This is a genomic window from Gellertiella sp. DMC107 (genome assembly GCF_056313605.1).
In genome coordinates, this window is record NZ_JBQUZZ010000001.1 from 472,635 (window position 1) to 496,050 (window position 23,416).

The window sequence follows — 23,416 nt, forward strand, 5'->3', positions numbered from 1 at the left end:
AATATGCATTCGGAGCGAACCTGGAAAACAGAGGTGTGGGTACTCCAGTCTCCTAGATCCGCCCCGAAGGACCAACATTCTGAAAGATCACATCTAGGCCTGCGCGCCCCTGGGCTTCAGGGCAGGCTGAGCCTGGCCATGCGCCCGCCGTCGACGGTCCAGACCTGACCGGTCACGAAGCCCGCTTCGGGTGATGCCAGCCATGCAACGAGCGCGGCGACTTCTTCCGGCTTGCCGGTCCGCCCGACCGGGTGGATGCGGCCGATCTCCCGGCGGAAGGCTTGCGGGTCCGGCATGCTCTCGATGAAGTCGACGTTCAGGTCCGTGTCGATCCAGCCGGGGGCCACAGCATTGCATCGGATGCCTTCAGCACCGTGGTCGACGGCAATGGCGCGCGTCAGTCCGTGAAGCCCGGACTTGGTAGCGCAGTAGGCCGCGTGCTTCGGGTTCGAGCCCAGTCCTTCGATGGAGCCGATATTGACGATGGAGCCGGCTGTCTTGCGCAGGTGCGGCAAGGCGGCCTTGATCAGCATGAACGGCGTCGTGAGGTTGACGGCAATGTTGCGCTCCCAGTCGGCGAGCGACATCTCCTCCGCAAGCGCCTCCTGCATCATCCCGGCATTGTTGACGAGAACGTCGAGCTGCCCTGCCCTTTCCACCACGGCCTCCACCACCTTCGCGGCATTGGCCGGATCGGCAAAATCCGTAGCGATGAACTCGAATGCGGCATCTTCGCCGCGTTGGGCCGTGAAGACCCGGGCACCTTCTTCCGCAAGACGGCGAGCGATGGCCTGCCCGATTCCTGACCGTCCGCCGGTGACGAGCGCGACCTTGTCCCCGAACCGCATCAGGACACCGCCTTTCCGCCGTTGACCTCAACGATTGAGCCGCAAAGATAGCGGGCGGCATCGGATGCGAGGAAGAGAACGACGTCGGCGATGTCCTCCGGTTCGGCGATACGCCCAAGCGGAACGGTCTTGCCAAGCTCGGCGACAGCCGTATCCGGATCGAAGCCACGCTTGATGAAGCCTGTCCGCAGCATCGGCGTGTTCACCTCGTTGGGGGCCACGGCATTGATGCGGATATTCTGGTGCGCGTGGTCCATGCCCATGCATTGGGTCAGCGACGCAATCGCCGCCTTGGTCATGCAATAGACCGCATGGTTCGGGCCGGGCCGCAGCCCCCAGCAGGACGCGGTATTGACGATGGCGCCACCGCCGCACGCGGCCAGGATCGGTATCGCCGCGCGGCTGACCCGGAACGGGGCCTGCACGTTCACGCCGACGGAAAGGTCCCAGTCCGCGTCCGACGTTTCCGTCACCTTGCCACGGGTGATGACGCCCGCATTGTTGACGACGATATCGAGGCCCCCGAGCGCTTCCACGACGGCTTGCGGCAGACCGTCCGCATAGGCAGGGTCCAGCAGGTCGCCCGGCAGATGGGCGTCCGCCTCGACATGCGAAACATCGCGGTCGGCGACCGCGACCTTCGCCCCCTCGGCACGAAGCTGCTTGACGATGGCAGCACCGATTCCGCCGGCAGCGCCCGTGACGAGCGCGATCTTTCCGGAAAATCTCATGATCATCCCTCTGATGGATTAGAAGCTTGCAACCGGGCTGCCGAAAACGCCTTCATCCGGAACGACACCGAGACCCGGCCCCTTCGGCAGCGCGATGTGACCACCGACGATGTCGATGCCGTTCCGGCTGTCGTAATGGCCCTCGACATAGGGCGAGGCGAGCCAAGCGCCCTCGAAGTTTTTCGGGTTGACGGTGGCGCCTGCGTGGGTGCAGGCCGCATGGATGATGTCTCCGCCCCAGGCATCGTCTGCCGTATGCGGCAGGTTCCGCGCCGCGCAGATGTCGCGGAAGACGGCGTAGTTGTGAAGGCCGCCGATGCGGGTCACCTTCATGCCGAAGCCATCCACGAGATTGGTGCCGACGGCCGTAATGACCGTGTTCAGATTGATGCTGTTCTCATCCATGTAGATGCCGTGATGCACCTGCGGGCGGATCTTCTGGATGTCCTCGACGGCGTTGCACGGCTGTTCCATGATGAAGGGAATGTCCGGGCATTCGCGGCTCATGCGCAACGCGTCGCGGGTGGTCCATCCGCGGTTGGCATCGACGGCAAGCCGCATGCCGGAACCCCCGATAACCTCCCAGACCTTGCGCACCACTTCGACATCCACCTCGACCGGGCGTCCGCCGACCTTGACCTGCAGGCGGGGAAACCCCTCCTCCATCTTTTCACGCGCAACTTTGGCAATCTCGTCAGGCGTGCCGACGCCCGTTGCGAAGTAGGACGGGACGCGCTCCGTCACCGCGCCGCCCAGCAGATCGCAGACCCGCACGCCGAGCTTCTTGCCGATGAGGTCATGGGCAGCGATATCGATGGCGGCCTTGGCGTAATTGTGCCCATTCAGCAGGCTGTCCATCTTGCGCTGAAGGCTGAGCGGCCAGAGGTCGGCCCCGACGAGCCCCGGCGCCATTTCCGTGAGCGCCGCGACCGCGCCGGCAGCATGCGCTTCCGCATAGGTCGGCCCAACCGGGCAGGTTTCGCCCCAGCCCTCCGTGCCATCCTCGACCGTAAGGCGGACAATCGTCGTCTGCAACGACCAGACCAGCGCATTGGCCATCTTGTACGGCCCGTTCTTGACCGGCAGGTCATGGCTGTAGATGTCGATTTTCCTGATTTTCATGGGCTATCCTCGTTTTCCTGCGCCGGGCGCCCGGCGGAATGGTCTTCGTTGAATCCTTCGGCCGACAGTGCGGCCCTCGCCGCCTGCAGCGCCGCACGCGCGGCGCGCTCCTGCCCATGCAGTCGCGCAGTCTGCGTCATGCCCTCGTGGAGAAGAAAAAGCGTCTCGGCGAGCGCTTCCACCGGCCTGCCCGGTGCGATCTTCTCGAGGCGCTGCACGAACTCGGCCGCCAGACGTGCCTTGTGATCCACCACCACCGCGCGGATGGCCGCGCTTTCGGGATAGGCGGCCAAGGCATTCAGGAAGAGGCAACCCGTGTTCGCAACCCCGTTCAGCCAGTCCGCAAGCCGAACGATCGGATAGAGCACATGGGCAATGCCGGTTTCCGGCCCGCCGCTCAGCCAGGCGAAATAGGCGGCATCCCGGTGCTGGAGCGCACCGACCACCATGGCCTCACGGCTGGGGAAATATTTGTAGAGCGTGCGGAGCGAAACATCCGCCCCCGCCCTCAGCGCCCCGACGCCCTGTTCGGCAAAGCCCATTTCGGCGAATTGCCGGTCCAGTTCGCTGGCGATCTTCTGCTTCATCCTTGTCATGAAGAGAAAGGTAGAATGATCGCTCTACCCTGTGCGGCACGAAACCGACCCCTCGACGGCAAGAACCGACATGACTGGGCGCGGTGGCGACAACCACTTGTTTTCCCATCAGAAACAAGGTTCAATCCTTGCACGGCACCTGAGGAAACCAGCCGCGGATAAGGCGAGACAAGATGCGCGACCCAGATCTCCAGACGTTTCTCGACACGGCGCGAAACGCCTTTCTCAAGGTCTCGCCCGGCGGCCGATCCCGCACGTCCGTGGAGACGATCTTCTCGCGTCTGGAGACGACAGGGGAAACGAGTAAAAAGGACGGCGCGCGCCTGCCGGTATGCCGTCATCTCGATGCGGCGCTCTCAGGAGCGTTCGGCGATCCCGATATGACGGCGCTGGCGGAGGCTTTCCGAAGGATCGAGCCGCGCCTCACCTGGTATCGACGCGCGACCTGGGATGACACGGCAAGCCCGGATTTTCCGGACGGTCATGCGAACACGATGGTCTTTGGCCCTGGCGGTCTGGAGGAGCATGGAGGCCTGATGCTCGGCGCATCGCTTCTGGCCCCGAACGTGCGTTACCCGGACCATGATCACGCTCCGGAGGAAACCTATCTCGTCATGAGTAAGGGAGAGTTCAGGCACGGGGAGAGCAACTGGTTTTCACCGGGCGTGGGCGGCAGCTTCTACAACACGCCCGCAATCGGTCATGCCATGCGTGCGGGCGACAGGCCGCTTTTTGCCTTCTGGGCCTTGTTGTCCGTCTGAGTTCAGGAGCCGAGCGGAACGTCCAGACCTTCCGGCGTCGCATACATCGCCATGTTGCGCCGGGAGAGCTCCCAATGGGCCTTGATCAGGTCCTCGGCGGCCGGCGCATCCCGCTTTTCGATTGCAGCGATGATCGCATCATGCTGTTCCACCGCGGTATCCAGATTCCCGTGCTGCCGCGGGTCGTCCTGCTCCTGATAGAAGGTCTTGCCGATCCGGGCATGGTCGATCAGCAGCCGGCGGAGACTGGGGATGAGATAGACATTGTGTGCCATCTCGCCGATGAAGAGGTGAAAGCGATTGTTCAGAAAGACACGCGCCTCGACATCACCGCTGCGAACGGCTTCCCGGAACTTTGCCTGGATCTGCTTGAGTTCCTCGATCTCCCGGCTCGTCCGGTTCAGCGCTGCGAGACGGGTGGTGGCCGTATAGATCATCGGTGCGGCGAGGAAGAAGTCCCGCAGCGTCTGATAGCTCATGGAGGTCACGCGCGCCGCCCGGTTCTGCTCAAGCTCGATGAACCCCTCGCCCGCAAGCTGTCGCATCGTCTCGCGAACCGGTGGCCGGGAAAGCCCGAATTCCTCGCTCAGCGCCATTTCGTCCAGAACCGCGCCCGGCGCCAGCTCCATCGTCAGAATGCGCCGGCGGAGCGTATGGTCGAGCAAAGCCTTGCGGTCTTGGCCCTCTGGCGCGTCGAACAAATCGGAACTCGGCATGATTCACCTCTATTGTCTGTAGACAATATGTAGACATTTCGGATCATGTCAATATGTGCGGGAGGGAGCGAGGCCGGATAAGATGTCGACTTTCCGCAGTGCGGCACTATCGAACAGTCGACGAAACGGACAATTCCGCTTCATCCGCCGCGGGTCAAGACCTGCGGCGACGAAAGTCGTTGTGTTGCCTCGTTTGCCCTCAGTTCAGCGTGTTGCGCTGGCTGGCCGGCGACTTGCCGAAGTGCTGCCGATACACCTTGGAAAAGTGGGACGTGGAGTTGAAACCGCAGGCCATGGCGATTTCGGTAATCGCCTGGTCCGACTGCACGATCAGATGCCGCGCCCGGTGAAGCCGGAGTTCGAGCAGGTACTTCTTCGGCGTCGTATCCAGATACCGACCGAAAATGCGCTCGAGTTGCCGGGTCGAAATGCCAAGCTTGCGCGCCATGTCGCGGGAGGAAAGCGGCGTTTCGATGTTCTCTTCCATCATACGCACGGCCTCGCCGAGCCGGCTGTTGCGCGTACCGTAACGGGAGCGGAAGGAGGTTCTCTGGGTGGCGCTGCCTTCGCGCACCGCGTTGTAGACCATCTGGTCTGCCACGGCCGCAGCCAGATCGCGACCGTGGTCCTGCGCGATCATGTGCAGCATGAGGTCTGCCGCCGCCGCGCCGCCCGAGGCGGTCACGTATTTCTCATCCGCCACGAAGACCGATTTGACGAGATCGACTTCGGGAAATTCCTCCGTGAAAAGATCGTGGAACTCCCAGTGGATGGCAGCCTTGCGGCCATCGAGAAAACCCGCCTCCGCCAGCACATAGGCGCCCGAGCAGATGGCCCCGATGGGCGTGCCGCGGGCGCGTTCGGCGCGGAGGTAGGAAAGAAGCTTCGGCGACACGTGATTGTGCACGTTGATGCCGGAGACGAGAAACAGATGCTCGCCGCGCGGGACGGGTGTCAGCCCGGCATTGACCAGCGTCACCGCCTTGTTGGAACAGGTTGCGGATATGCCATCGACCGAGGCAAGCCGCCAGCGGTAGAGCTCCTTGTCCGCCACCAGATTGGCGATCCGCAAAGGCTCCAGCGCGCAGGAAAAGGCGAGATGCGAAAACTCCTCGACGAGGAGAAAGACGAAATCCGTTGTCTTGTCCATGATGTCGGTCCATCAAAACGGGAAAACGGGGCGCCGCAGAGACGGCGCCCCGGATTTCGTTAGTTGGCAGCGTCGCGAGCAGCCTTCAGCCAGCCGTCATAGACGTCCTGGTGCGCCTTGATCCAGGCTTCCGCGTGCTTCTCGATGTCGGCATCGGTCTTCTCGCCGTCCTGGATCTGCTTGTTCTCGGCAGAGACGTCGTTGATGTCGAGCTTGGCCACTTCAAAGAGCTTCTTGGCAGCCGGGTTGTCCTTGAGGAAGTCGTTGCGGGCCACGATACGGATGTTATCGACGGCAAAGCCCATGTTCTTGCCGTTGAAGGTGGTGTTGGCCTTCGCGCCATCGGGCAGCGAGGTGTAGGGAACCGACAGCCACTCGACATCCTTGCCCGGCACCAGCGCACCCGAGACCCAGTAAGGCGTCCAGGCGTAGTAGAGAACCGGCTTGCCGTTCTTGAAGCGCGCCATCACGTCGGCGATCATGGCCTGATATTCACCCTGGTTGTGGGTGACGGTGTCGCGCAGCTTGTATTCGTCGAGGGCATGCTCGATCACGCGCTCGCAGCCCCAGCCGGGAATGCAGCCCGCGAGATCGGCCTTGCCGTCGCCATCGGCGTCGAAGAGGGCGGCGACCTTCGGGTCCTTCAGCTGGCTCAGATCCTTGATGCCCGAGTCATAGGTCTTCTTGTCGATGACGTAGCCCTGGAGTGCGCCTTCGATATAGGTGCCGACCTTCGAGAGAACCTTGTCGCCGCCGGCTGCCTGATAGAAGGCATCATGGAGCGTATCCCAGGACACGGCGGTGAAATCGGCGTCGCCGGCACCGAGCGCCACGTGGATGGTCTGATATTCGGCCTCGTTCGCGTCGGCGAGCGTGTAGCCGAGATCCTTCAGCGCGTGGAAAAGGATCTTGTGCTGGAAATGCTCTTCGATCTGTACGGGCAGGATCGGACGGATCGTCTTGCCTTCACCCGGCTTGTCATTGGCCAGCAGGGGCTGCGCGAGAAGCGACAGCATCACTGCACTTGCAGCAAAAAGCTTTTTCATTTCATTTGCTCCCAGTTGTTGTTCATTCCCTTGGCCGGTCAGTTCTTCCGGCCGATCAGTTGCGTGACGAGGCCGATCGGGCCTGTCTGCCACCAATTCTTGTGCCCGCGCTCACGGCCGGAACGGCCGAGACCCTGGGTGATGCGATCGAGGACGATCGCCAGCATGACGATGCCGAGCCCGCTGACGATGGCCTTGCCGGCGTCGAGGCGACCCATGGCGCGCAGCACCTCGTTGCCAAGCCCCTTGACCGAGATCATCGAGGCGACGACGACCATGGAGAGTGACAGCATGATGGTCTGGTTCAGCCCGGCGAAGATGGTCGGCGTCGCCATGGGCAGCTCGACCTTGTAGAGAATCTGCCCGGGCGTCGCGCCGAAGGCGCGGGCCGCTTCCACCACCGCCGGATTGACGGTGCGGATGCCGAGCGAGGTGAGACGGATGAGCGGGGCAAGCGCGAAGATGATCGTGACGATCACGCCCGAGACATTGCCGATGCCGATGAGCATGACGACCGGGACGAGATAAACGAAGGCCGGAATGGTCTGCATGGTGTCGAGCACGGGGCGCAGCACCGCTTCGAAGCGATCGCTTTTACCGGCGAGAATGCCGAGCGGCAGACCGATGATGACGGCGACGATCACCGAAGCGATGACGATGGCAAGCGTCGTCATGGCCAGGCCCCAGGCGTCGGGCGACAGGATGCCCAGCACGATGAGCGCCGAAACCGCGTAGATCGCGGCGCGACGACCGGCGACCTGCCAGGCGATGAGCCCGATCATGACCAGCATGACCAGCGGCGGAATGGACTGGAACGTGCCCTCGATGGCCTTGATCAGCATATCGAAGAAGGACTTGATCGGCTGCATCGTCTCGCGATGGCTGATCGCCCAGTCCTTGATGCCGTCGGAACGCTCGGCGATGCCAAGATTGATGCTGGCAAAAGGATTGAGCCAGTCGAACGGGGTCTCGTTTTCCATCAATGCGCTCCCTTGAAATGCAGGTCGGCCTTCTCGCGGCCCTGTATGCCGCGCAACAGGGCGTCCTTGGTGACGACGCCGACAATCGTGTCGCCCGCCTTGACGAGGATGGGATGGGTGGTGCCGATGGAGCGGTCCACCAGCACGTTGAGCTTGTCGTCCGGGCTTGCGACCGGGCAGGCTTCGAGATCCGCAAGCCCGGTCTCCTGCCGGACCTTGTCGAGCGGCTGCATGACCTTGGCAGCGGTGACGAGATTGAGCTTCGAGATGCCGGCCACGAACTGTGCTACATAGTCGTCGGCAGGATTGGTGACGATCTCCTCGGGCGTTCCGATCTGGACGAGCACGCCGTCCTTCATGATCGCGATGCGGTCGCCGATGCGGATTGCCTCGTCGAGGTCGTGGGTGATGAAGACGGTCGTCTTGTGAAGCTCTGCCGAGAGCTTCATGAAGGTTCCCTGCAGCTGATGGCGAATGAGCGGATCGAGCGCCGAGAAGGGCTCGTCCATCAACAGAATGGTCGGGTCTGCCGCAATCGCGCGGGCGAGTCCGACGCGCTGTTGCATGCCGCCGGACAGCTCGTCCGGATACTTCATGTCCCATCCGGTCAGCTCCACCGCGTCAATCGCATGATGGGCCACCTCGCGGCGCTTCCGTTCGGCAACGCCACGCACCTCGAGCGAAAAGCCGACATTGTCGATCACGTTCCGGTGCGGCATCAGCGCCATGGACTGGAACACCATGCCGATCTTTTCCGCGCGCAGCTGCCGCAGTTCCCCGGCGCCCATCTGGTTGACATTGCGGCCCTCGATGAAGACGGAGCCCTCGGTGGGCTCGATCAGCCGGTTGATGTGCCGGATCAGGGTCGACTTGCCGGAACCCGAAAGCCCCATGATGCAGAAGATCTCGCCGCGCCCGACGCTGAACGTCGCATCGCGCACGCCGACCACGCAATTGAAGCGATCGCGGATCTGGTTCTTGGACAGGCCCTCATTGTGAATGGCCGCCATGGCTTCCTTCGGCTTGGAGCCAAAGACCTTCCAGATCCCTTCGCAGCGGATCACCGCCTCTGTCGTCTCGCCAGCCATTCGCCCTCCACTGCGCCGTCATCGGTCTGTCTTCTTTCTCTGTTACAGCATAAATTTTTCGGATAGACAATATGTATTCTTGTCGTCTATGAAATGAACACAGGACAACAGCCCGTCCCGAGAGGCGGATTGCAGCGAAAGAGGAACGACATGAGGTTCGAGGGTATCTATACGCCCGTGATCACGCCGCACCGGGAGGACGGCTCCATCGACCGCGACGCTTTTGCCCGGATGATCGAGCACCTGATTGCATCCGGCGTGCATGGCATCATCAATGGCGGCTCGACGGGCGAGTACTACGCCCAGTCCATGGAAGAGCGCATCGAGATGGCGACGCTCGCCAAGGAGATCATCGGCAACCGCACGGCGCTGATCATCGGCACGGTCGCGATCCGCCTGCCCGATTCGATCACCATGGCCGAGACGGCTGCAAAGATCGGCGCGGATGCGATCCTCGTCGGCTCGCCGCCCTATTCCGTGCCGACCGAACGCGAGAACGCGCTGAATGCGCTCGCCATCGACCGCGCCGCCGACCTGCCGATCATGCTCTACAACTATCCGGGACGCATGGGCATCAACATGGGCGAGGAGTTCCTCGACCGTGCGGGCCGCAGCCGGAACTTCCAGTCGATCAAGGAAAGCTCGGGTGACATCAACCGCGTGCACCTTCTCGCCCGCGACTATCCGCATATCCAGATGTCCTGCGGCATGGACGATCAGGCGCTGGAATTCTTCGCCTGGGGCGCGCGGTCCTGGGTCTGCGGCGGCTCGAACTTCCTGCCGAAGGAGCATATCGCACTCTGGAAGGCCTGCGCCATCGAGGGCAATTTCGACAAGGGCCGCCGCATCATGTCGGCGATGATGCCGCTGATGCGCGTGCTCGAACAGGGCGGCAAGTTCATCCAGTGCATCAAGCATGGCTGCGAGATGGAAGGCTTCTATGCCGGGCCGCCGCGCCCGCCGCTGAAGGCGCTCAACAAGGATGACAAGCGGCAGCTGGAACAGGTCGTACGCGTCTTGAAGCGCACGATCGCTGAAATCGAATCGGAGGCATGACCATGAGCGATCTTCTCACCACCGAAGAATACAAGGCGATTGCCGTAAGCCTCGAACTGCCGACCCAGGCCTTCATCGACGGCTCCTTCCGCCCGGCGCTTTCGGGCAAGACATTCGACACTACCAATCCGGCAACCGGCGAACTGCTGGCAAAGGTCGCCGCCTGCGGTTCCGCCGATGTGGACTTGGCCGTGCAGAAGGCGCGTGACGCCTTCGAGGACGGCCGCTGGTCCCGCCTGCATCCGGGCGAGCGCAAGGCAGTGCTGATCAAGCTTGCCAAGCTCATCAAGCGCAACGCCCGCGAACTCGCGGTCATGGAAAGCCTCGACAGCGGCAAGACCATCTACGACTGCGAGACGGTGGACGTGCCGGAAACCATCCACTGCATCAAGTGGCATGCGGAACTGATCGACAAGATCTATGACCAGGTATCGCCCGCTTCCGACAACCACATTGCCATGGTGGTGCGCGAGCCGGTCGGCGTCGTCGGTCTCGTGCTGCCATGGAACTTCCCGCTGCTGATGCTGGCCTGGAAGATCGGCCCGGCGCTGGCCGCCGGCAACTCGATCATCGTCAAGCCCGCGCTTGAAACCTCGCTGACGGCGCTGCGCATTGCCGAGCTCGCCATGGAAGCAGGGATCCCCGCAGGCGTGTTCAACGTTGTCCCCGGCGGCGGTGCTGACGTGGGTGAAGCCATCGGCCGCCATATGGATATCGACGCCGTTTCCTTCACCGGCTCGACCGCGACCGGCCGCCGTTTCCTGAAATATGCCTCCGAGTCGAACCTCAAGGAAGTGACGCTCGAAATGGGCGGCAAGAACCCGGCCGTGGTCCTTGATGATGCCGAGAACCTCGACCGCGTCGCTGCCCACATCGTCAACAGCGCCTTCTGGAACATGGGCGAGAACTGCTCGGCCTCCTCGCGCCTCATCGTCCAGAGCGGCATCAAGGACAAGCTGATCAAGCGCATCGTGGCGCATGCCCGCGAATGGCCGATGGGCGATCCGCTCAACCCGGAAAACCGCGTCGGTGCCCTCGTCTCGAAGTCCCATTTCGACAAGGTGTCCTCCTTCCTCGAGAAGGGACAGAAGGTTCTGCTGGGTGGCAAGGCGGAGAAGGGTTTCGTCGAACCGACGATCATCGACATCGCCGACCGCAATGCAAAGGCTGTGCGCGAGGAAATCTTCGGCCCGGTGCTGACCGTGCTGACGGTCGAGACCTTCGATGAGGCCATCGCGCTTGCCAATGATACCGAATACGGGCTTGCCGCCTCGATCTACACCGCGAATACCAAGCGGGCGATCCGCGGCGCGCGCGCCATCCGGGCCGGCACGGTGACGGTCAATTCCTTCGGCGAAGGCGACATCACCACGCCCTTCGGCGGCTTCAAGGCCTCCGGTTTCGGTGGACGGGACAATGGCATTCACGCCCATGATCAGTATACACAGATCAAGACCATCTGGGTTGATTTGACCGACGATCAGGACGAGGCCGTGAATTGAGCACCCATCAGGCAAGACGTCTGCCGGTCCAGCGCGGACCGGCCGCCTGGAGCGCGATCCTGCCCGGCCAGGACGCGCCCGTGACGCTCGACGGTGATAGCGCCGTCGACGTCGCCATTATCGGCGGCGGCTTTGCCGGGCTTGCCGCCGCCCGCAGGCTGAGGCTTGCCGATCCGTCGCTCAAGATTGCCGTTCTGGAGGCAGGCCGGCTTGCCGAGGGCGCTTCCGGTCGCAACTCAGGCTTCATGATCGACCTGCCCCATGATCTTTCCTCGGATGATTATGCCGGCAAGGGCGAGAAGGAAGACCGGGCGATGATCGCGCTCAACCGCGAGGCCATCGCCTTTTCCCGTGCCGCCGTCGAGGATTACGGCATCAACCCTGCCTTTTTCGATCCGGCAGGCAAGATCAACGGCGCGGCGGGCGACACCGGCCATCAGCACAATGTGAGCTATTCGAAACATCTCACCTTTCTCGGCGAGACCAACGAGATGCTCGATGCCAAGGCCATGCACGAGGTGACGGGCAGCCGCCACTACATGTCCGGCCTCTATACGCCGGGCACCGTCATGATCCAGCCGGCGGGCTTCATTCGCGCCTATGGCGCCGGACTGAGGCGGAGCGGCGTTTCGGTCTTCGAGAACACCCCGGCGACGGCCATCGAGCGCCGCGGAAACGGCTGGAGCGTGACGACGCCGAAAGGCAAGATCACCTCGGGAACCGTGATCCTCGCGAACAACGGCCATCTCGAAAGCTTCGGCTTTGCCGAAAACCGTCTCATGCATGTCTTCCTCTACGCCTCGATGACGGTCGATCTCGACAGCGAGAGCCTGAAAAAGCTCGGCGGCCAGCCGCGCTGGGGTGTGACGCCGTCGGATCCGATGGGCACCACCATGCGCCGCATCGATACCGCCCAGGGCGGCAACCGGATCGTGACGCGCACCTGTGCGGAGTTCCTGCCCGAGATGAATCCGAGCCAGACCTCCATCGAACGCACCGCGAGAGTTCATCGCCAGAAATTTGCCGATCGTTTCCCGGAACTCGCAGATGTGAAGCAGGAATATACCTGGGCCGGGCATCTCTGCCTGACCTGGAACGGCGTCGAGGTGATGCGGGAACTGGAGCCCGGCCTCTACTCGGCCTGCGGGTGCAACGGGCTCGGCACGGTGCGCTCGACGCTTCTCGGCATGGCAACGGCGGATCTCGTCCTGAAGAAGCGCTCCGCCCTCACCGAACACTTCCTTGCAGAGGAGGAACCGAAGAAGCTTGCCCCCCGGCCCTTCTCGACGGTCGGCGCCAATCTCTTCCTGCGGTACAAGGAATGGCGCGCCCGCGCCGAGTGATCGTTTCCCGTTTTATTCTCCCGAGCCTCAGGCTGCCATTGCTCCAGCATTGGCAGCCTTTTTCGTGTGAGATTTCAGACGAAAAGGGCCGGAAAACCCTCTCTCAAAGGTCTTCCGGCCCGAAGACAGCAGGACGGTGGGGGGAACCACGCCCTGCTGGAACGACAACCCGTTTCCGTCAATGCTCCGTATTCAGCTCGTCCACGGCGGGAATTTCCCGCTCGCGACGGGCGATGTAATCGCGCAGTGCCTCATCCACGCCCGCATCCAGCTTGGGCTCGATATATTCGTCCAGCAGCCAGCGGGCCTGCTTCAGTGCGCGCTCGGTAATCTCGTGACCGCCTTCCGCCTGCCACTGCTCGATCGAGTTGTTGTCAAACATCTTCGGCATGAAGAAGGCGCGCTCGAAGTTTGCCTGCGTATGGGGATGGCCGAGATAATGGCCACCGGGGCCGACGTCGCGCACCGCCGCTATGGCCTCATCGAAATCGTCCCAGCGCACGCCTTCGGCCATGCGGTAGCCCATGGCGCACATCTCGGCATCGACCACGAACTTCGCGACCGAGCAATGCATGCCCGCCTCGTTCCAGCCCGCCGAATGCCAGATATAGTTGGCACCGGCATGCAGCACGGCGTTCATGGTCATGGCGCTTTCATAGCCCGCCTGCGCGTCGAAGGTCTTCGCGCCACCAAGCAGGTTGGAGGTGCGCCAGGGCACGTTGTAGAAGCGCGCCATCTGCCCGATCATGAAGTTCATCAGCGAAATCTCCGGCGTGCCGGCCATCGGCGCACCCGACTTCATAGAGACGGTCGAGAGATAGTGACCGTAGATCGCCGGGCAGCCCTTGCGGATGACCTGCGTATAGGCGAGCGCCGAAAGCGCTTCGGCGTTGAGCTGCGCCACGGCAGGTGCCACGGAAGCCGGGGTGTTCGCGCCACCCAGCACGAAAGGCGAGCAGAGAACCGGCTGGTTGCGCTTGCAGAAGGCACGCATGGCCGACAGCATGGTCTCGTCCCAGACGAGCGGCGAATTGCCGTTGCAGTTCCCCGTCGTCACCGGTGTCGTTTCCATCACCTCCCGGCCGAACAGGATTTCGCACATGTCCATCACATCCTCGGCGTTCTTGCCGGAGGTCGTCATGCCCATGAAGGTCTTGTCGGAATATTTCATCGACGAATAGGTGATCGCAAGGTGCCGGTGCGAGACCTTCATGTCCATCGGCTCGACGATGTGATGGGCCGTCGAATGCAGCGCCGGCGACATGTGGGCGAGCTTGTGGAACATGTTGAGGTCGGCAATCGTCGGCCAGCGGCGCTTGTCCTCGAGGTCGCGGATGAAGGGCGCGCCGGTCATCGGCACGAAGATCGAGTTCTTGCCGCCGAAGGGCAGGCTCTTTTCCGGATTGCGGGCGCGATAGGTCCAGCCGGAGGGAATGGTGGAGATCAGCTCCCGCACCAGCGCGCGGTCGAGATAGACCCGCTCGCCAACCACCTTGGCCCCTGCCCGCTTCCAGTCCTCCAGCGCGATCGGATCGCGGAAAACGACGCCGACCTCTTCAAGAATGGCCATGGAGGCATTGTCGATCTTCGCCACATGCTCCGCATCCATCAGCTCGCAGAGCGGCAAGCCCCGGTGGAGCGAGGGCAGCATCTGGAAATCCGGCGCGCTCCGGAGCGCCCGCCGCGCACCGCGTCCGCCGCTCCGTGCCTGTTTGACCTGTTCTGCCGCCGTCATTCTTTCGTCCTCCTGAAAAGCATGGGGCGATTAGACAGGAACCCCAGTTTTCCGCGACGGGTTTTCCGAACAGTTGAGGGCGAAAAACGACCTGCCAAATGCGTCGCTTTCCGGCCTCGCCCCACCCACCGAAAATCCATGCGAAAAAGCCCCGGTCCTTGCGGAGCCGGGGCTTCAAACATCCACGCGAAGAGGTTTAGCGGTCGATCACCAGATCGCTGAGCGGCTTCGAACAGCAGGGCAGGAAGAAGCCCGCATCGATCTCACGCTGACGGATGCCGCCATCATGCTTCATCTCCACCTCGCCGCTCACAAGCTTGCACTTGCAGGTGCCGCAAAGGCCTGTGGCACAGGACGACGGCAGCTTGACGCTGGCGCGTTTGGCCGAGGACAGAACAGTCTGGCCGGACTGAACCTCGATGGTCTTGCCCTGCTTGCGGAACTCGACCTTGTAGGTCTTCGCAGCCTCTTCCGCCGGCTGGGCGTCGTCGGGCAACAGGTCTGCCGCCTCGAAGCTTTCTTCCAGATAGCGGGTTTCCGGCACGCCGAGCGCGGCGCAAAGGTCCCGCACCGCCTTCATGAAGGGCGCCGGGCCGCAGCAGAGCACGACGCGTTCGGCAAGATCCGGCACGGCGAGCGCTAGATAGTCGCGGCTGATGCGGCCCGTGAGCCCCGGCCAACCGGGTTCGCCCAGCCTCGTTTCCGGCAAGAGGTGCAAGCGCAACGCCTTCATGTTGCGTGCGAGCCCGGTCAGATCATGGCGGAAGATGAGATCGTCAGGCGAACGCGCGGCGTGCAGGAAAACGACATCCGCCTCTTCGAACCGGTCATGCATGTCGCGCGCCATGGACATGACCGGTGTGATGCCCGAGCCGCCGGAGACGAGCAGATATTTCTGAGCTTTCGGCCGGACGAAGCGGCCGAGCGGCCCCTGCCCCTTCACGGTCATGCCCGGCTTCAGATTGTCGTGCAGCCAGTTGGAGACCTTGCCGCCCTGAACGCGCTTGACGGTCACGGTGATGGCATTGCGCCGCATTGGCGAGGACGAGATGCTGTAGCAGCGACTGTCGGCCTCGCCATCGAGGCCAAGCTCGAAGGAGAAATACTGCCCGGCCTCGAACAGGAAGTGCTTTCCTTCCGGCGAGGCGAAAGTGAAGCTCTTCACGTCATGGGTTTCGGAGCTGACATCCACGCAAACCAGCGTTTCATCCGTCTCCGGGTTCCAGAAGCCGGCACCGCCGGCGGGCGTTTCGGGGTTGAGCGTCTCAATAGCCATGGGCGCGCATCCGATCCACATACCAGGTTGCGAACTGATCCAGCGCCTTTTCGCTGAAGGCCGAATAGGGGCCGGGCTCATAGGCCGGATCCAGTATGCCCGCATGCGAGCGCGCGACGAGATCGGCATCCTGATCGGTGGTGGCGATCCAGACTTCGGTCAGCTTGTCGAGATCGTAATCGACGCCTTCGACGGCATCCTTGTGGACCAGCCACTTGGTGCGCACCAGCGTCTTGTCGGGGCCAAGCGGGATGACGATGGCCACCACGGCATGGTCGCCCATGAAGTGGTTCCAGCTGTTGATGCCCCAGAGATGCATGTCACCCAGATCCTTCCGGGTGATCGAGCCGAGAAGCTTCGAAGAGGCAGCCGTGGCATCCATGGTCTGGCTCTCCCCGGCACCGGCGATGATCAGGCGTTGACTGCGGAAATTCGTCTCGCAATGCACCGTGTGCTCGATGGCACGCGACGGAAAGCCGTCGGCTTCCCAGGCGCGGGTGCGCTCCGCATACAGGGCACCATGCTCCTCCGCTTCGGCCCGGTCTTCCGGTGACAGGGTCTCCGGATCGAAGCCGAAATCGAGATCGATGAAGGAGACGCAGAGCTCGGGGTGGTTCGCAGAGCAGTGGTAGCACTCGCGATTGTTCTCGATGGTCAGCTTCCAGTTGCCGTCCTCGATCACGTCGGTCTGGTGGGCGATCTTGGCATTGGCGATATCATAGGGCGCCAGACGCTCAAGCATGGCCTGCTCGAGATCCGCGATGTCCACAGGCGGATGATCCGAAAGACAGACATAGATCAGCCCGCCGATCGATTTGGTGGCCACGGTCTTCAGGTTCTTGCAGGACTTCTCGAAATCCTTGCCCATGTGGGGTGCATAGGCGAGCGCGCCGTCGAGCTCGTAGGTCCACTGGTGATAGGGGCAGACGAGCTTCGAGATCACATGCGATCCCGCATCCAGCAGCCGCGCGCCACGGTGCCGGCAGACATTGTGCACCACCTTGATCGCGCCATCGTCATCCCGGAGCAGGATCAGGCTGGAATTGCCGATATCGACCACCACGGCATCGCCGGCTTCCGGCACGTCGCATTCGAGCCCTATGCAGATCCAGTGCTTGCGGAAGAAGACATCGAGATCCGCCTGGAAGACGTCCTCGCGGGTATAGAGGCCGGCCGGCAGGGAATGGCCGTCCTTGCGGGCATCCAGCAGCGTCGAAATCGAGGAAGAGAACCGGTTGAGCATGACAACTCCTTATCATCACTGACCCAAGGTTCCGGCAAAAAGACCAATTGTTCAACGGCATTAATAGGCCGCTCTGGCATAACCAAAAGTAATGCGATAGACTCTCTCTACGCTAGATTTCTTCCTCTTCGTCGCAACGGAGACAGACGATGCCGAGCCTGCGCAGAAAGCTGCCACCCCTGACAGCGCTGACCGCCTTCGAGGCGGCGGCGCGCGTTTTAAGCTTCACACGCGCAGCGGAAGAGCTCGGCGTCACCCAGGCGGCCGTCAGCCGCCAGATCCATCTTCTGGAACAGGACTTCGGGTTCCCCCTCTTCAGCCGCCTGCACCGGCGGATCGAGCTGACGGAGAAAGGCAGGCAGCTTGCCAGCGCAACCAGCGATGCTTTCGGTCAGATTGCGGCGACCGTCGAAGACATGACACGCATCGACTCGAACAACGATCTTGCGATCTCGGCTTCCGTAGCCTTCTCCCACTTCTGGCTTCTGCCGCGCATCTCCGCCTTTTCCCGGCTCCATCCGGGCATCAAGCTCCGGATCATCACGCAGGACGCGACGCCGAACCTCGAACAGGCGGATGTGGATCTCGCGATCCGCTTCGGAGACGGCATGTGGCCAGACGGCCAGTCGGAACTGCTGTTCGAGGACGAGATCTTTCCGATCTGCAGCGCGGACTATGCCGCCGAGCATCCTGGCATCCGGGAGATCACCGATCTCCTTCGCCATCCTCTGATCTCGAACGATACCGACGACCCGACCTGGTCTGGCTGGAACGAATGGCTCGCCGCCTTCCCTGTCCAGTCGCGCGAGCGCAACTGGGGCCTACGCTGCAGCTTCTACACGGAAGCCATCTACGCCGCCCTCAACGGCCAGGGCATCGCGCTCGGCTGGAAGCGGCTCGTCGAAGACCTTCTCACGCAACACCGCCTCGTCCGGCTTACCGAAGCGTCGATCCGGACACGTAACGCCTATTTCATGGTGATCCCGCGCAGACGAAAGGCCAAGCCCGCGGTCGACCTCTTCGCCGCCTGGCTTGCCAGCACCGCCTAAGCGCCCCGCCCGCTCTGCGGGAAAGCCGCAAGAACGGAACCTGCCGACCCCCGTGGAGCACCTACAGCAATCGAAGCGACAACGGCATTCCAGGAGGTAAGCGAAAGACAGAAATGGTGGGCCCGGAGGGACTCGAACCCCCAACCAAGCGGTTATGAGCCGCCGGCTCTAACCATTGAGCTACAGGCCCGACGGCGATGGGCCGTCTGGCCGCGGCAATGGTCAACCGCGGCCGCATCCCTCTAGCGGAATTTCCGCACGCCAGCAAGTCGCTGCCGCATTGGCTTCACAATCTCGCGCAAGAGTGGCGAAGAGCGCTTCGGTTGAACCTATGAGGGGTTTGGCGAGGCGCAGTTTTAAACCCACCGCCCGGCCATGTCTGCACTGGCCGACGGCAAAGAAGAGGTCCTGCCATGGGATTCGAGCATGCCCGTCCCCTCGCCTGTGTTCTGCTTGCCAGTGTCGCCCTGATGGCCGCAACGGCCGCAGTTGCTGACGACACGTCGCCCCGGGAAGCGACCATCACGGTTGCCGGAAATGGCGAGGCGCGTGCGACACCGGATACGGCCATCGTAACCCTGTCCGTGACAAAGCAGGAGAAAACCGCCCGCGAATCGCTCGATGCCAACAACACCGCCATGACCGCCGTGCTCGACTCGCTCAAGGCGGATGGCATCGAAGCGCGCGATCTGCAGACCTCCGGCTTCAGCATCCAGCCGGTCTACAACTATCCGCAGAACAGCGATGGCAGCCAGAAGCCGCCGGAACTGGTCGGCTACCAAACCACCAATTCATTGACCATCCGCCTGCGCGACCTCTCCAAGGCGGGTGCCCTGATCGACAAATCCGTAAGCCTCGGCATCAACCAGGGCGGCGACATTCGCTTCGTCAACGAAGATACCGATGCGATTCTCAAGGACGCACGCAGCAAGGCCATGAAGGACGCCATGGCCAAGGCCCGCGAGCTGACGGCTGCCGCCGGCGTGCATATTGGCCGCATCGTCGAAATATCGGAATCCGTGTCCAATCCCATGCCCATGCCCATGATGGCCATGGCGGAAAAGGCGGATGCGCCCCGTGCCGTGCCCATGGCACCGGGCGAAAACATCTACAATGTCAGCATCAACGTGACTTTCGCGATCAAGCAGTAAGGAAAGGCGCGCGGGGACGATCCCATCGTCCCCGCACCGTCCATCCATATCCCGAAATGAAAAAAGGCCCGCATTGCTGCAGGCCTTTTTTTCATTCGTCGTCCGGCTTGCGGGATCAGCGATCTACGATCGGGCAACCGCGCACATTGGCGAATACCAGACGGTCCCAGCCATAGGGCGTGCGTCCGCGGACGACCACCACCCGGGGGGTGACACGCACGATCTCGGCGCGGCGCAGACCTTCATAGCGGGCAATGCGCAGGGCGCGTTCCGGCCGGCACCCACGGCGCTGGCCGTTGCCATTATTCCAGCCGTGGTGGCGATATTCCCGGCTGTTATAGCCGTCATCACCGCCAAAGCGGAATTCAATGCCGAAATCGTCGGCTTGCGCCACGGCAGGCTGAAGGCCGGCAAGGCCTCCTACGGCTATCATGGCAGCCAGTCCGATACGGCTCACGAGCTTTTTCATGGTCTTTCTCCGTCCTCACTGAGGTCCATTATGCCTCTTGATGATGCCAACCTAGCTTCTGGCGTCTGAATGCAACCGGAATTAGGCGTTCATATGAGATTCAGGAAGCGGTTGCTTCCTTCAACGGGGATAACGCACGAAACGGCAGATTTGCTGCATGGGAATCCTCACCCCTTCCCATCAGAGCGTCGAGCCGAATGCGGCCATGGCGGCGATCACCGGGCGCAGCTGCAGACCCCGCTCCGTCAGGGCGTAATCGGTCCGCGGCGGCACGGAGGGCGTGATGGTCTTGGTTATCAGTCCGGCCTGCTCCAGCTCCGCCAGCCGCATGGCCAGCATCCGCGGGCTCACGCCTTCCAGCGAGCGCTGCAATTCGGAATAGCGGCGGCTGCCGCCCAGCAGATCGCGGATGATCAGCGTGGTCCATTTGCCGGACAGGATCTCGGCTGCCCGGGCAACGGGGCAGCCGGCATCGCAGGGCTCGCTCAGATCCATGCAAAAATCTCCTCACTATAAAAATTGTAACTACTTCACTTTTTATAGTTTGTCAATCAAGGTGCCGCCGTTCCGTCTGACAAAAGGAGTTCGACATGACGAAACTGAAAGCGCTCTTGTGGGCCATCGCCCTCTCCCAGTTCGTTCTCGGGGCATTGGTGCTCCTTGCGCCCGGGCCGTTCCTTGGCTGGATGGGATTGACCGTCCCTCCGGTCGACAATGGCTACATGCTCGGCATGCTGGGGGCGCGGTTCCTTGCCTATGGTGTCGGCATGGTCGTTCTGGCGCGGGCCGCATCGCCCGACCGATTCTGGCTGCTGAACATGGCGCTTGTCCAGGCCATCGATTTCACGGTCGGTCTCGTCTACCTCGCGGGTGGACGGATCACGCTCTCGACCGCCGTCTTCCCGATGACGAATGCGTTTCTCTTCGCCCTGCTCATCCTGTTCTGGATACCCCGGGAAACGAAAAAGGGTGCTGCGGCCTGAGCCGCAGCACCCCTTGAACAGTTGGTGCCTGGACGGTCGATCAGCTGTCCAGGAAGCTCCGGAGCTTGCGGGAGCGGCTCGGATGCTTGAGCTTGCGCAGCGCCTTCGCCTCGATCTGGCGGATGCGCTCGCGCGTGACGGAAAACTGCTGGCCGACTTCTTCCAGCGTGTGGTCCGTGTTCATGCCGATGCCGAAGCGCATGCGCAGCACGCGCTCTTCACGCGGAGTGAGCGAGGCGAGAACGCGGGTGGTCGTCTCGCGCAGGTTGGCCTGGATGGCGGCATCGATGGGCAGAAGCGCGTTCTTGTCCTCGATGAAATCGCCGAGATGGCTGTCTTCCTCATCGCCCACGGGGGTTTCGAGCGAAATCGGCTCCTTGGCGATCTTCAGAACCTTGCGCACCTTTTCGAGCGGCATGGCGAGCTTTTCGGCCAGCTCTTCCGGCGTCGGCTCGCGGCCGATCTCGTGCAGCATCTGGCGCGAAGTGCGGACGATCTTGTTGATCGTCTCGATCATGTGCACCGGAATGCGGATGGTACGGGCCTGGTCGGCGATCGAGCGGGTGATCGCCTGCCGGATCCACCAGGTTGCATAGGTCGAGAACTTGTAGCCGCGGCGATACTCGAACTTGTCCACCGCCTTCATCAGGCCAATATTGCCTTCCTGGATGAGATCGAGGAATTGCAGGCCGCGATTGGTGTACTTCTTCGCAATCGAGATCACGAGGCGAAGGTTGGCTTCCACCATTTCCTTCTTGGCGATGCGCGCTTCGCGCTCGCCCTTCTGCACCATGGACACGATGCGGCGGAATTCGGCAATCGAAATACCGGTTTCAGTCGCCAGATTCTGGATCTCCTGGCGGATCTCCCGGATCATGTTGTTCTCGGACTTGGCGAATTCCTTCCAGCCGCGGGCGGCCAGATTGGCAATCGACTTCATCCAGTTCGGATCGAGTTCCGCACCCTGATACTGTTCGAGGAAGCTGTCGCGCTTCACGCCATAGCTTTCGGCAAGGCGCAGCAGGCGGCCTTCGTTCTGCATCAGGCGCTTGGAAATGTCGTAGAGCTGCTCGACCAGGCTGTCGATGCGGTTCTGGTTGAGCGACAGCGACTTCACCGCTGTGATGAGCTGGTCCTTCAGCTCCTTCAGGCGACGCTCCTGGGTGGAAGACAGCGCGCCGGTGGCAGCGAGGCGGGCTTCCACCTGCTGGTCCTGCAGCTTGCGCAGCTTCTTGTAGGTCTCGGCGATCAGATCGAGCGTTTCCATGACCTGCGGGCGAAGCTCGGCTTCCATCGCGGCGAGCGAGAGGTTCGACTCATCGTCATCCTCCTCCTCTTCCTCGACCGGAAGGCCCTCGCCGCCCACATTGGTAATGTCATCCTCGTTGACGGACCGGCTGCGCTTGGCCTTTTCCTTCTCCTCGGCGGCCTTGCGGTCGGCCTCGATCTTTTCCGGGCTCTGGAACTGCGGGGCAGCCTTCGCCTCGGGTCCGGAATAGGTGGTTTCGAGATCGATGATCTCGCGCAGCAGCGTCGTGCCTTCGTTCAGCTCGTCGCGCCAGATGATCAGCGCCTGGAAGGTGAGCGGGCTCTCGCAGAGGCCCGAAATCATCGTCTCGCGGCCAGCCTCGATGCGCTTGGCAATGGCGATTTCGCCTTCGCGCGAAAGCAGCTCCACCGAGCCCATTTCACGCAGATACATGCGCACGGGATCGTCGGTGCGGTCCGCCGGCTCCTTGCGCTTGGCGGTGGCGAGCGCGGATCCGGTCGAGGGAGCGATATCGCCCCCTTCGGCTTCGCCCTCGGAATCGTCGTCGCTGTCGTCGGCTACGGCATTTTCGTCGACTTCGTCATCCTCGACGACATTGATGCCCATGTCGGACAGCATGGCCATGGTGTCCTCGATCTGCTCGGAGGTCACCTCTTCCGAAGGCAGCACCGAGTTCAGCTCATCCATGGTCACGTAGCCGCGCTTTTTCGCGGCCTTGATCATTTTCTTGACCGCGTCGTCGGAAAGGTCGAGAAGCGGTCCGTCCGTCGCGCCGTCGCGTTCGACTTCTGCTTCTTCGTTTTCTTTGACTTTGGTTGCCATATTCAGTTGCTTTCCCTGACGCCTTAAACCTCAATCGCGAAAGTCCCGGCCGGACCCGGACACTCCGAAGAGCGTACCGCCGCGAATCACCATCCACCACCTAAAAGGAGGACATTTAATCGACGATTAACCACGCGTCCGGTTCCTGGGACCGGACAAGAATACGAAACGGTCTCCCCGGTCAAAGTCCCTCGCCGAGCCTGTCCAGTTCCACCAATTCTGCTTGCCATGGTGATTCCCAGAAATTTCGGCTCCGTCAAGCTTTTCCGGCATCAATTTGCCGGATTCCGGTAAAAACACGCTTCACGCCCAAAAATAAGGGCATTCCAAGGTAGCCAGCCGGGCTTTTCCTCGATCCTTATTTAGGAGTTGGCCTTCTGAAAACAAGGGGCGCATCGAAACAGAATCTGCTCTGCGTACCCCCTCTTTCTTGCCCGGGAGCGAGCCGCACAGGCCTTGCCCGGGCGCGTGGCGGCGCC

22 protein-coding genes and 1 tRNA gene are annotated in these 23,416 nt (G+C 62.2%); 7 read left to right on the plus strand and 16 right to left on the minus strand.

Annotated features, from left to right (window positions below; genetic code table 11):
- Positions 1-116 precede the first annotated feature (116 nt).
- From ACT54B_RS02140 to ACT54B_RS02155, 4 genes are read right to left on the minus strand one after another with little or no spacing between them, the layout of a single operon-like run.
- Positions 117-848, minus strand: coding sequence for an SDR family NAD(P)-dependent oxidoreductase (locus ACT54B_RS02140; protein WP_476042529.1), 732 nt, complete (start codon positions 846-848; stop codon positions 117-119).
- The gene (locus ACT54B_RS02145) at positions 848-1,579 is read right to left on the minus strand and encodes an SDR family NAD(P)-dependent oxidoreductase (RefSeq protein ID WP_476042531.1); all 732 of its coding nucleotides are present in this window, start codon (positions 1,577-1,579) and stop codon (positions 848-850) included. The genes ACT54B_RS02140 and ACT54B_RS02145 overlap by 1 nt, the downstream gene beginning before the upstream one ends.
- Before the next feature lie 18 nt (positions 1,580-1,597).
- Positions 1,598-2,701, minus strand: coding sequence for a mandelate racemase/muconate lactonizing enzyme family protein (locus ACT54B_RS02150; protein WP_476042533.1), 1,104 nt, complete (start codon positions 2,699-2,701; stop codon positions 1,598-1,600).
- Positions 2,698-3,288 (minus strand): TetR/AcrR family transcriptional regulator, encoded by a 591-nt coding sequence (locus ACT54B_RS02155; protein ID WP_476042535.1) that lies wholly within the window; start codon positions 3,286-3,288, stop codon positions 2,698-2,700. The genes ACT54B_RS02150 and ACT54B_RS02155 overlap by 4 nt, the downstream gene beginning before the upstream one ends.
- 182 nt (positions 3,289-3,470) lie before the next feature.
- On the opposite strand from ACT54B_RS02155, the gene ACT54B_RS02160 reads away from it, so the two are divergent.
- Complete coding sequence (locus ACT54B_RS02160) at positions 3,471-4,058, plus strand: dimethylsulfonioproprionate lyase family protein (protein ID WP_476042537.1); 588 nt, start codon at positions 3,471-3,473, stop codon at positions 4,056-4,058.
- Positions 4,059-4,060: 2 nt separating this feature from the next.
- Here the strand turns inward: ACT54B_RS02160 and ACT54B_RS02165 are convergent, their stop codons facing one another.
- The 5 genes from ACT54B_RS02165 to ACT54B_RS02185 all read right to left on the minus strand — a co-directional run bounded on the left by ACT54B_RS02165 (position 4,061) and on the right by ACT54B_RS02185 (position 9,038).
- Positions 4,061-4,774: a GntR family transcriptional regulator gene (locus ACT54B_RS02165; protein ID WP_476042539.1), complete on the minus strand. Its 714-nt coding sequence runs from the start codon at positions 4,772-4,774 to the stop codon at positions 4,061-4,063.
- A gap of 199 nt (positions 4,775-4,973) precedes the next feature.
- Positions 4,974-5,924 (minus strand): GlxA family transcriptional regulator, encoded by a 951-nt coding sequence (locus ACT54B_RS02170; protein WP_476042540.1) that lies wholly within the window; start codon positions 5,922-5,924, stop codon positions 4,974-4,976.
- A 59-nt stretch (positions 5,925-5,983) separates the two neighbouring features.
- A complete protein-coding gene (proX, locus tag ACT54B_RS02175; RefSeq protein WP_476042541.1) occupies positions 5,984-6,970 on the minus strand; it encodes a glycine betaine/L-proline ABC transporter substrate-binding protein ProX in 987 nt (328 codons plus the stop codon).
- 38 nt (positions 6,971-7,008) lie between these two features.
- Positions 7,009-7,950 carry an ABC transporter permease gene (locus ACT54B_RS02180; RefSeq protein WP_476042542.1) on the minus strand — a complete coding sequence of 314 codons (942 nt, stop codon included), beginning with the start codon at positions 7,948-7,950 and terminating at the stop codon, positions 7,009-7,011.
- Entirely contained in the window at positions 7,950-9,038 is a 1,089-nt protein-coding gene (locus ACT54B_RS02185; RefSeq protein WP_476042544.1) for a quaternary amine ABC transporter ATP-binding protein, read from the minus strand. Before ACT54B_RS02185 ends, ACT54B_RS02180 begins: the two co-directional genes overlap by 1 nt.
- A 150-nt stretch (positions 9,039-9,188) precedes the next feature.
- Here ACT54B_RS02185 and ACT54B_RS02190 point away from each other — a divergent pair, with 150 nt between their 5' ends.
- From ACT54B_RS02190 to ACT54B_RS02200, 3 genes are read left to right on the plus strand one after another with little or no spacing between them, the layout of a single operon-like run.
- Positions 9,189-10,094, plus strand: coding sequence for a dihydrodipicolinate synthase family protein (locus ACT54B_RS02190; RefSeq protein WP_476042546.1), 906 nt, complete (start codon positions 9,189-9,191; stop codon positions 10,092-10,094).
- Between the two features lie 2 nt (positions 10,095-10,096).
- A complete protein-coding gene (locus ACT54B_RS02195) occupies positions 10,097-11,596 on the plus strand; it encodes an aldehyde dehydrogenase (protein WP_476042548.1) in 1,500 nt (499 codons plus the stop codon).
- Positions 11,593-12,939 carry an NAD(P)/FAD-dependent oxidoreductase gene (locus tag ACT54B_RS02200; RefSeq protein ID WP_476042549.1) on the plus strand — a complete coding sequence of 449 codons (1,347 nt, stop codon included), beginning with the start codon at positions 11,593-11,595 and terminating at the stop codon, positions 12,937-12,939. Before ACT54B_RS02195 ends, ACT54B_RS02200 begins: the two co-directional genes overlap by 4 nt.
- A 178-nt stretch (positions 12,940-13,117) precedes the next feature.
- Here ACT54B_RS02200 and ACT54B_RS02205 read toward each other — a convergent pair whose 3' ends face one another.
- The 3 genes from ACT54B_RS02205 to ACT54B_RS02215 all read right to left on the minus strand — a co-directional run bounded on the left by ACT54B_RS02205 (position 13,118) and on the right by ACT54B_RS02215 (position 17,193).
- On the minus strand, positions 13,118-14,674 hold the full coding sequence (locus ACT54B_RS02205; RefSeq protein ID WP_476042550.1) for a trimethylamine methyltransferase family protein: 1,557 nt from the start codon (positions 14,672-14,674) through the stop codon (positions 13,118-13,120).
- A 196-nt stretch (positions 14,675-14,870) separates the two neighbouring features.
- Positions 14,871-15,950, minus strand: a complete 1,080-nt coding sequence (locus ACT54B_RS02210; protein WP_476042552.1) for an FAD-binding oxidoreductase — start codon at positions 15,948-15,950, stop codon at positions 14,871-14,873.
- A complete protein-coding gene (locus tag ACT54B_RS02215) occupies positions 15,940-17,193 on the minus strand; it encodes an aromatic ring-hydroxylating oxygenase subunit alpha (RefSeq protein ID WP_476042554.1) in 1,254 nt (417 codons plus the stop codon). The genes ACT54B_RS02210 and ACT54B_RS02215 overlap by 11 nt, the downstream gene beginning before the upstream one ends.
- A gap of 149 nt (positions 17,194-17,342) precedes the next feature.
- On the opposite strand from ACT54B_RS02215, the gene ACT54B_RS02220 reads away from it, so the two are divergent.
- Entirely contained in the window at positions 17,343-18,242 is a 900-nt protein-coding gene (locus tag ACT54B_RS02220) for a LysR substrate-binding domain-containing protein (protein WP_476042555.1), read from the plus strand.
- A 114-nt stretch (positions 18,243-18,356) separates the two neighbouring features.
- Here the strand turns inward: ACT54B_RS02220 and ACT54B_RS02225 are convergent.
- Positions 18,357-18,432: transfer RNA gene (locus ACT54B_RS02225), tRNA-Ile, on the minus strand.
- Positions 18,433-18,655: 223 nt separating this feature from the next.
- On the opposite strand from ACT54B_RS02225, the gene ACT54B_RS02230 reads away from it, so the two are divergent.
- On the plus strand, positions 18,656-19,393 hold the full coding sequence (locus ACT54B_RS02230) for an SIMPL domain-containing protein (RefSeq protein ID WP_476042557.1): 738 nt from the start codon (positions 18,656-18,658) through the stop codon (positions 19,391-19,393).
- A gap of 115 nt (positions 19,394-19,508) precedes the next feature.
- Here the strand turns inward: ACT54B_RS02230 and ACT54B_RS02235 are convergent, their stop codons facing one another.
- Together ACT54B_RS02235 and ACT54B_RS02240 are read right to left on the minus strand one after the other, a co-directional pair.
- Entirely contained in the window at positions 19,509-19,862 is a 354-nt protein-coding gene (locus ACT54B_RS02235; protein WP_476042559.1) for a hypothetical protein, read from the minus strand.
- Positions 19,863-20,042: 180 nt separating this feature from the next.
- On the minus strand, positions 20,043-20,357 hold the full coding sequence (locus ACT54B_RS02240) for a winged helix-turn-helix transcriptional regulator (RefSeq protein ID WP_476042560.1): 315 nt from the start codon (positions 20,355-20,357) through the stop codon (positions 20,043-20,045).
- Positions 20,358-20,452: 95 nt separating this feature from the next.
- Between ACT54B_RS02240 and ACT54B_RS02245 the strand changes: the two genes are divergently transcribed.
- Entirely contained in the window at positions 20,453-20,845 is a 393-nt protein-coding gene (locus tag ACT54B_RS02245) for a hypothetical protein (RefSeq protein ID WP_476042562.1), read from the plus strand.
- A gap of 40 nt (positions 20,846-20,885) precedes the next feature.
- Here ACT54B_RS02245 and rpoD read toward each other — a convergent pair whose 3' ends face one another.
- A complete protein-coding gene (gene rpoD, locus ACT54B_RS02250; RefSeq protein ID WP_476042563.1) occupies positions 20,886-22,937 on the minus strand; it encodes an RNA polymerase sigma factor RpoD in 2,052 nt (683 codons plus the stop codon).
- Positions 22,938-23,416 lie beyond the last annotated feature (479 nt).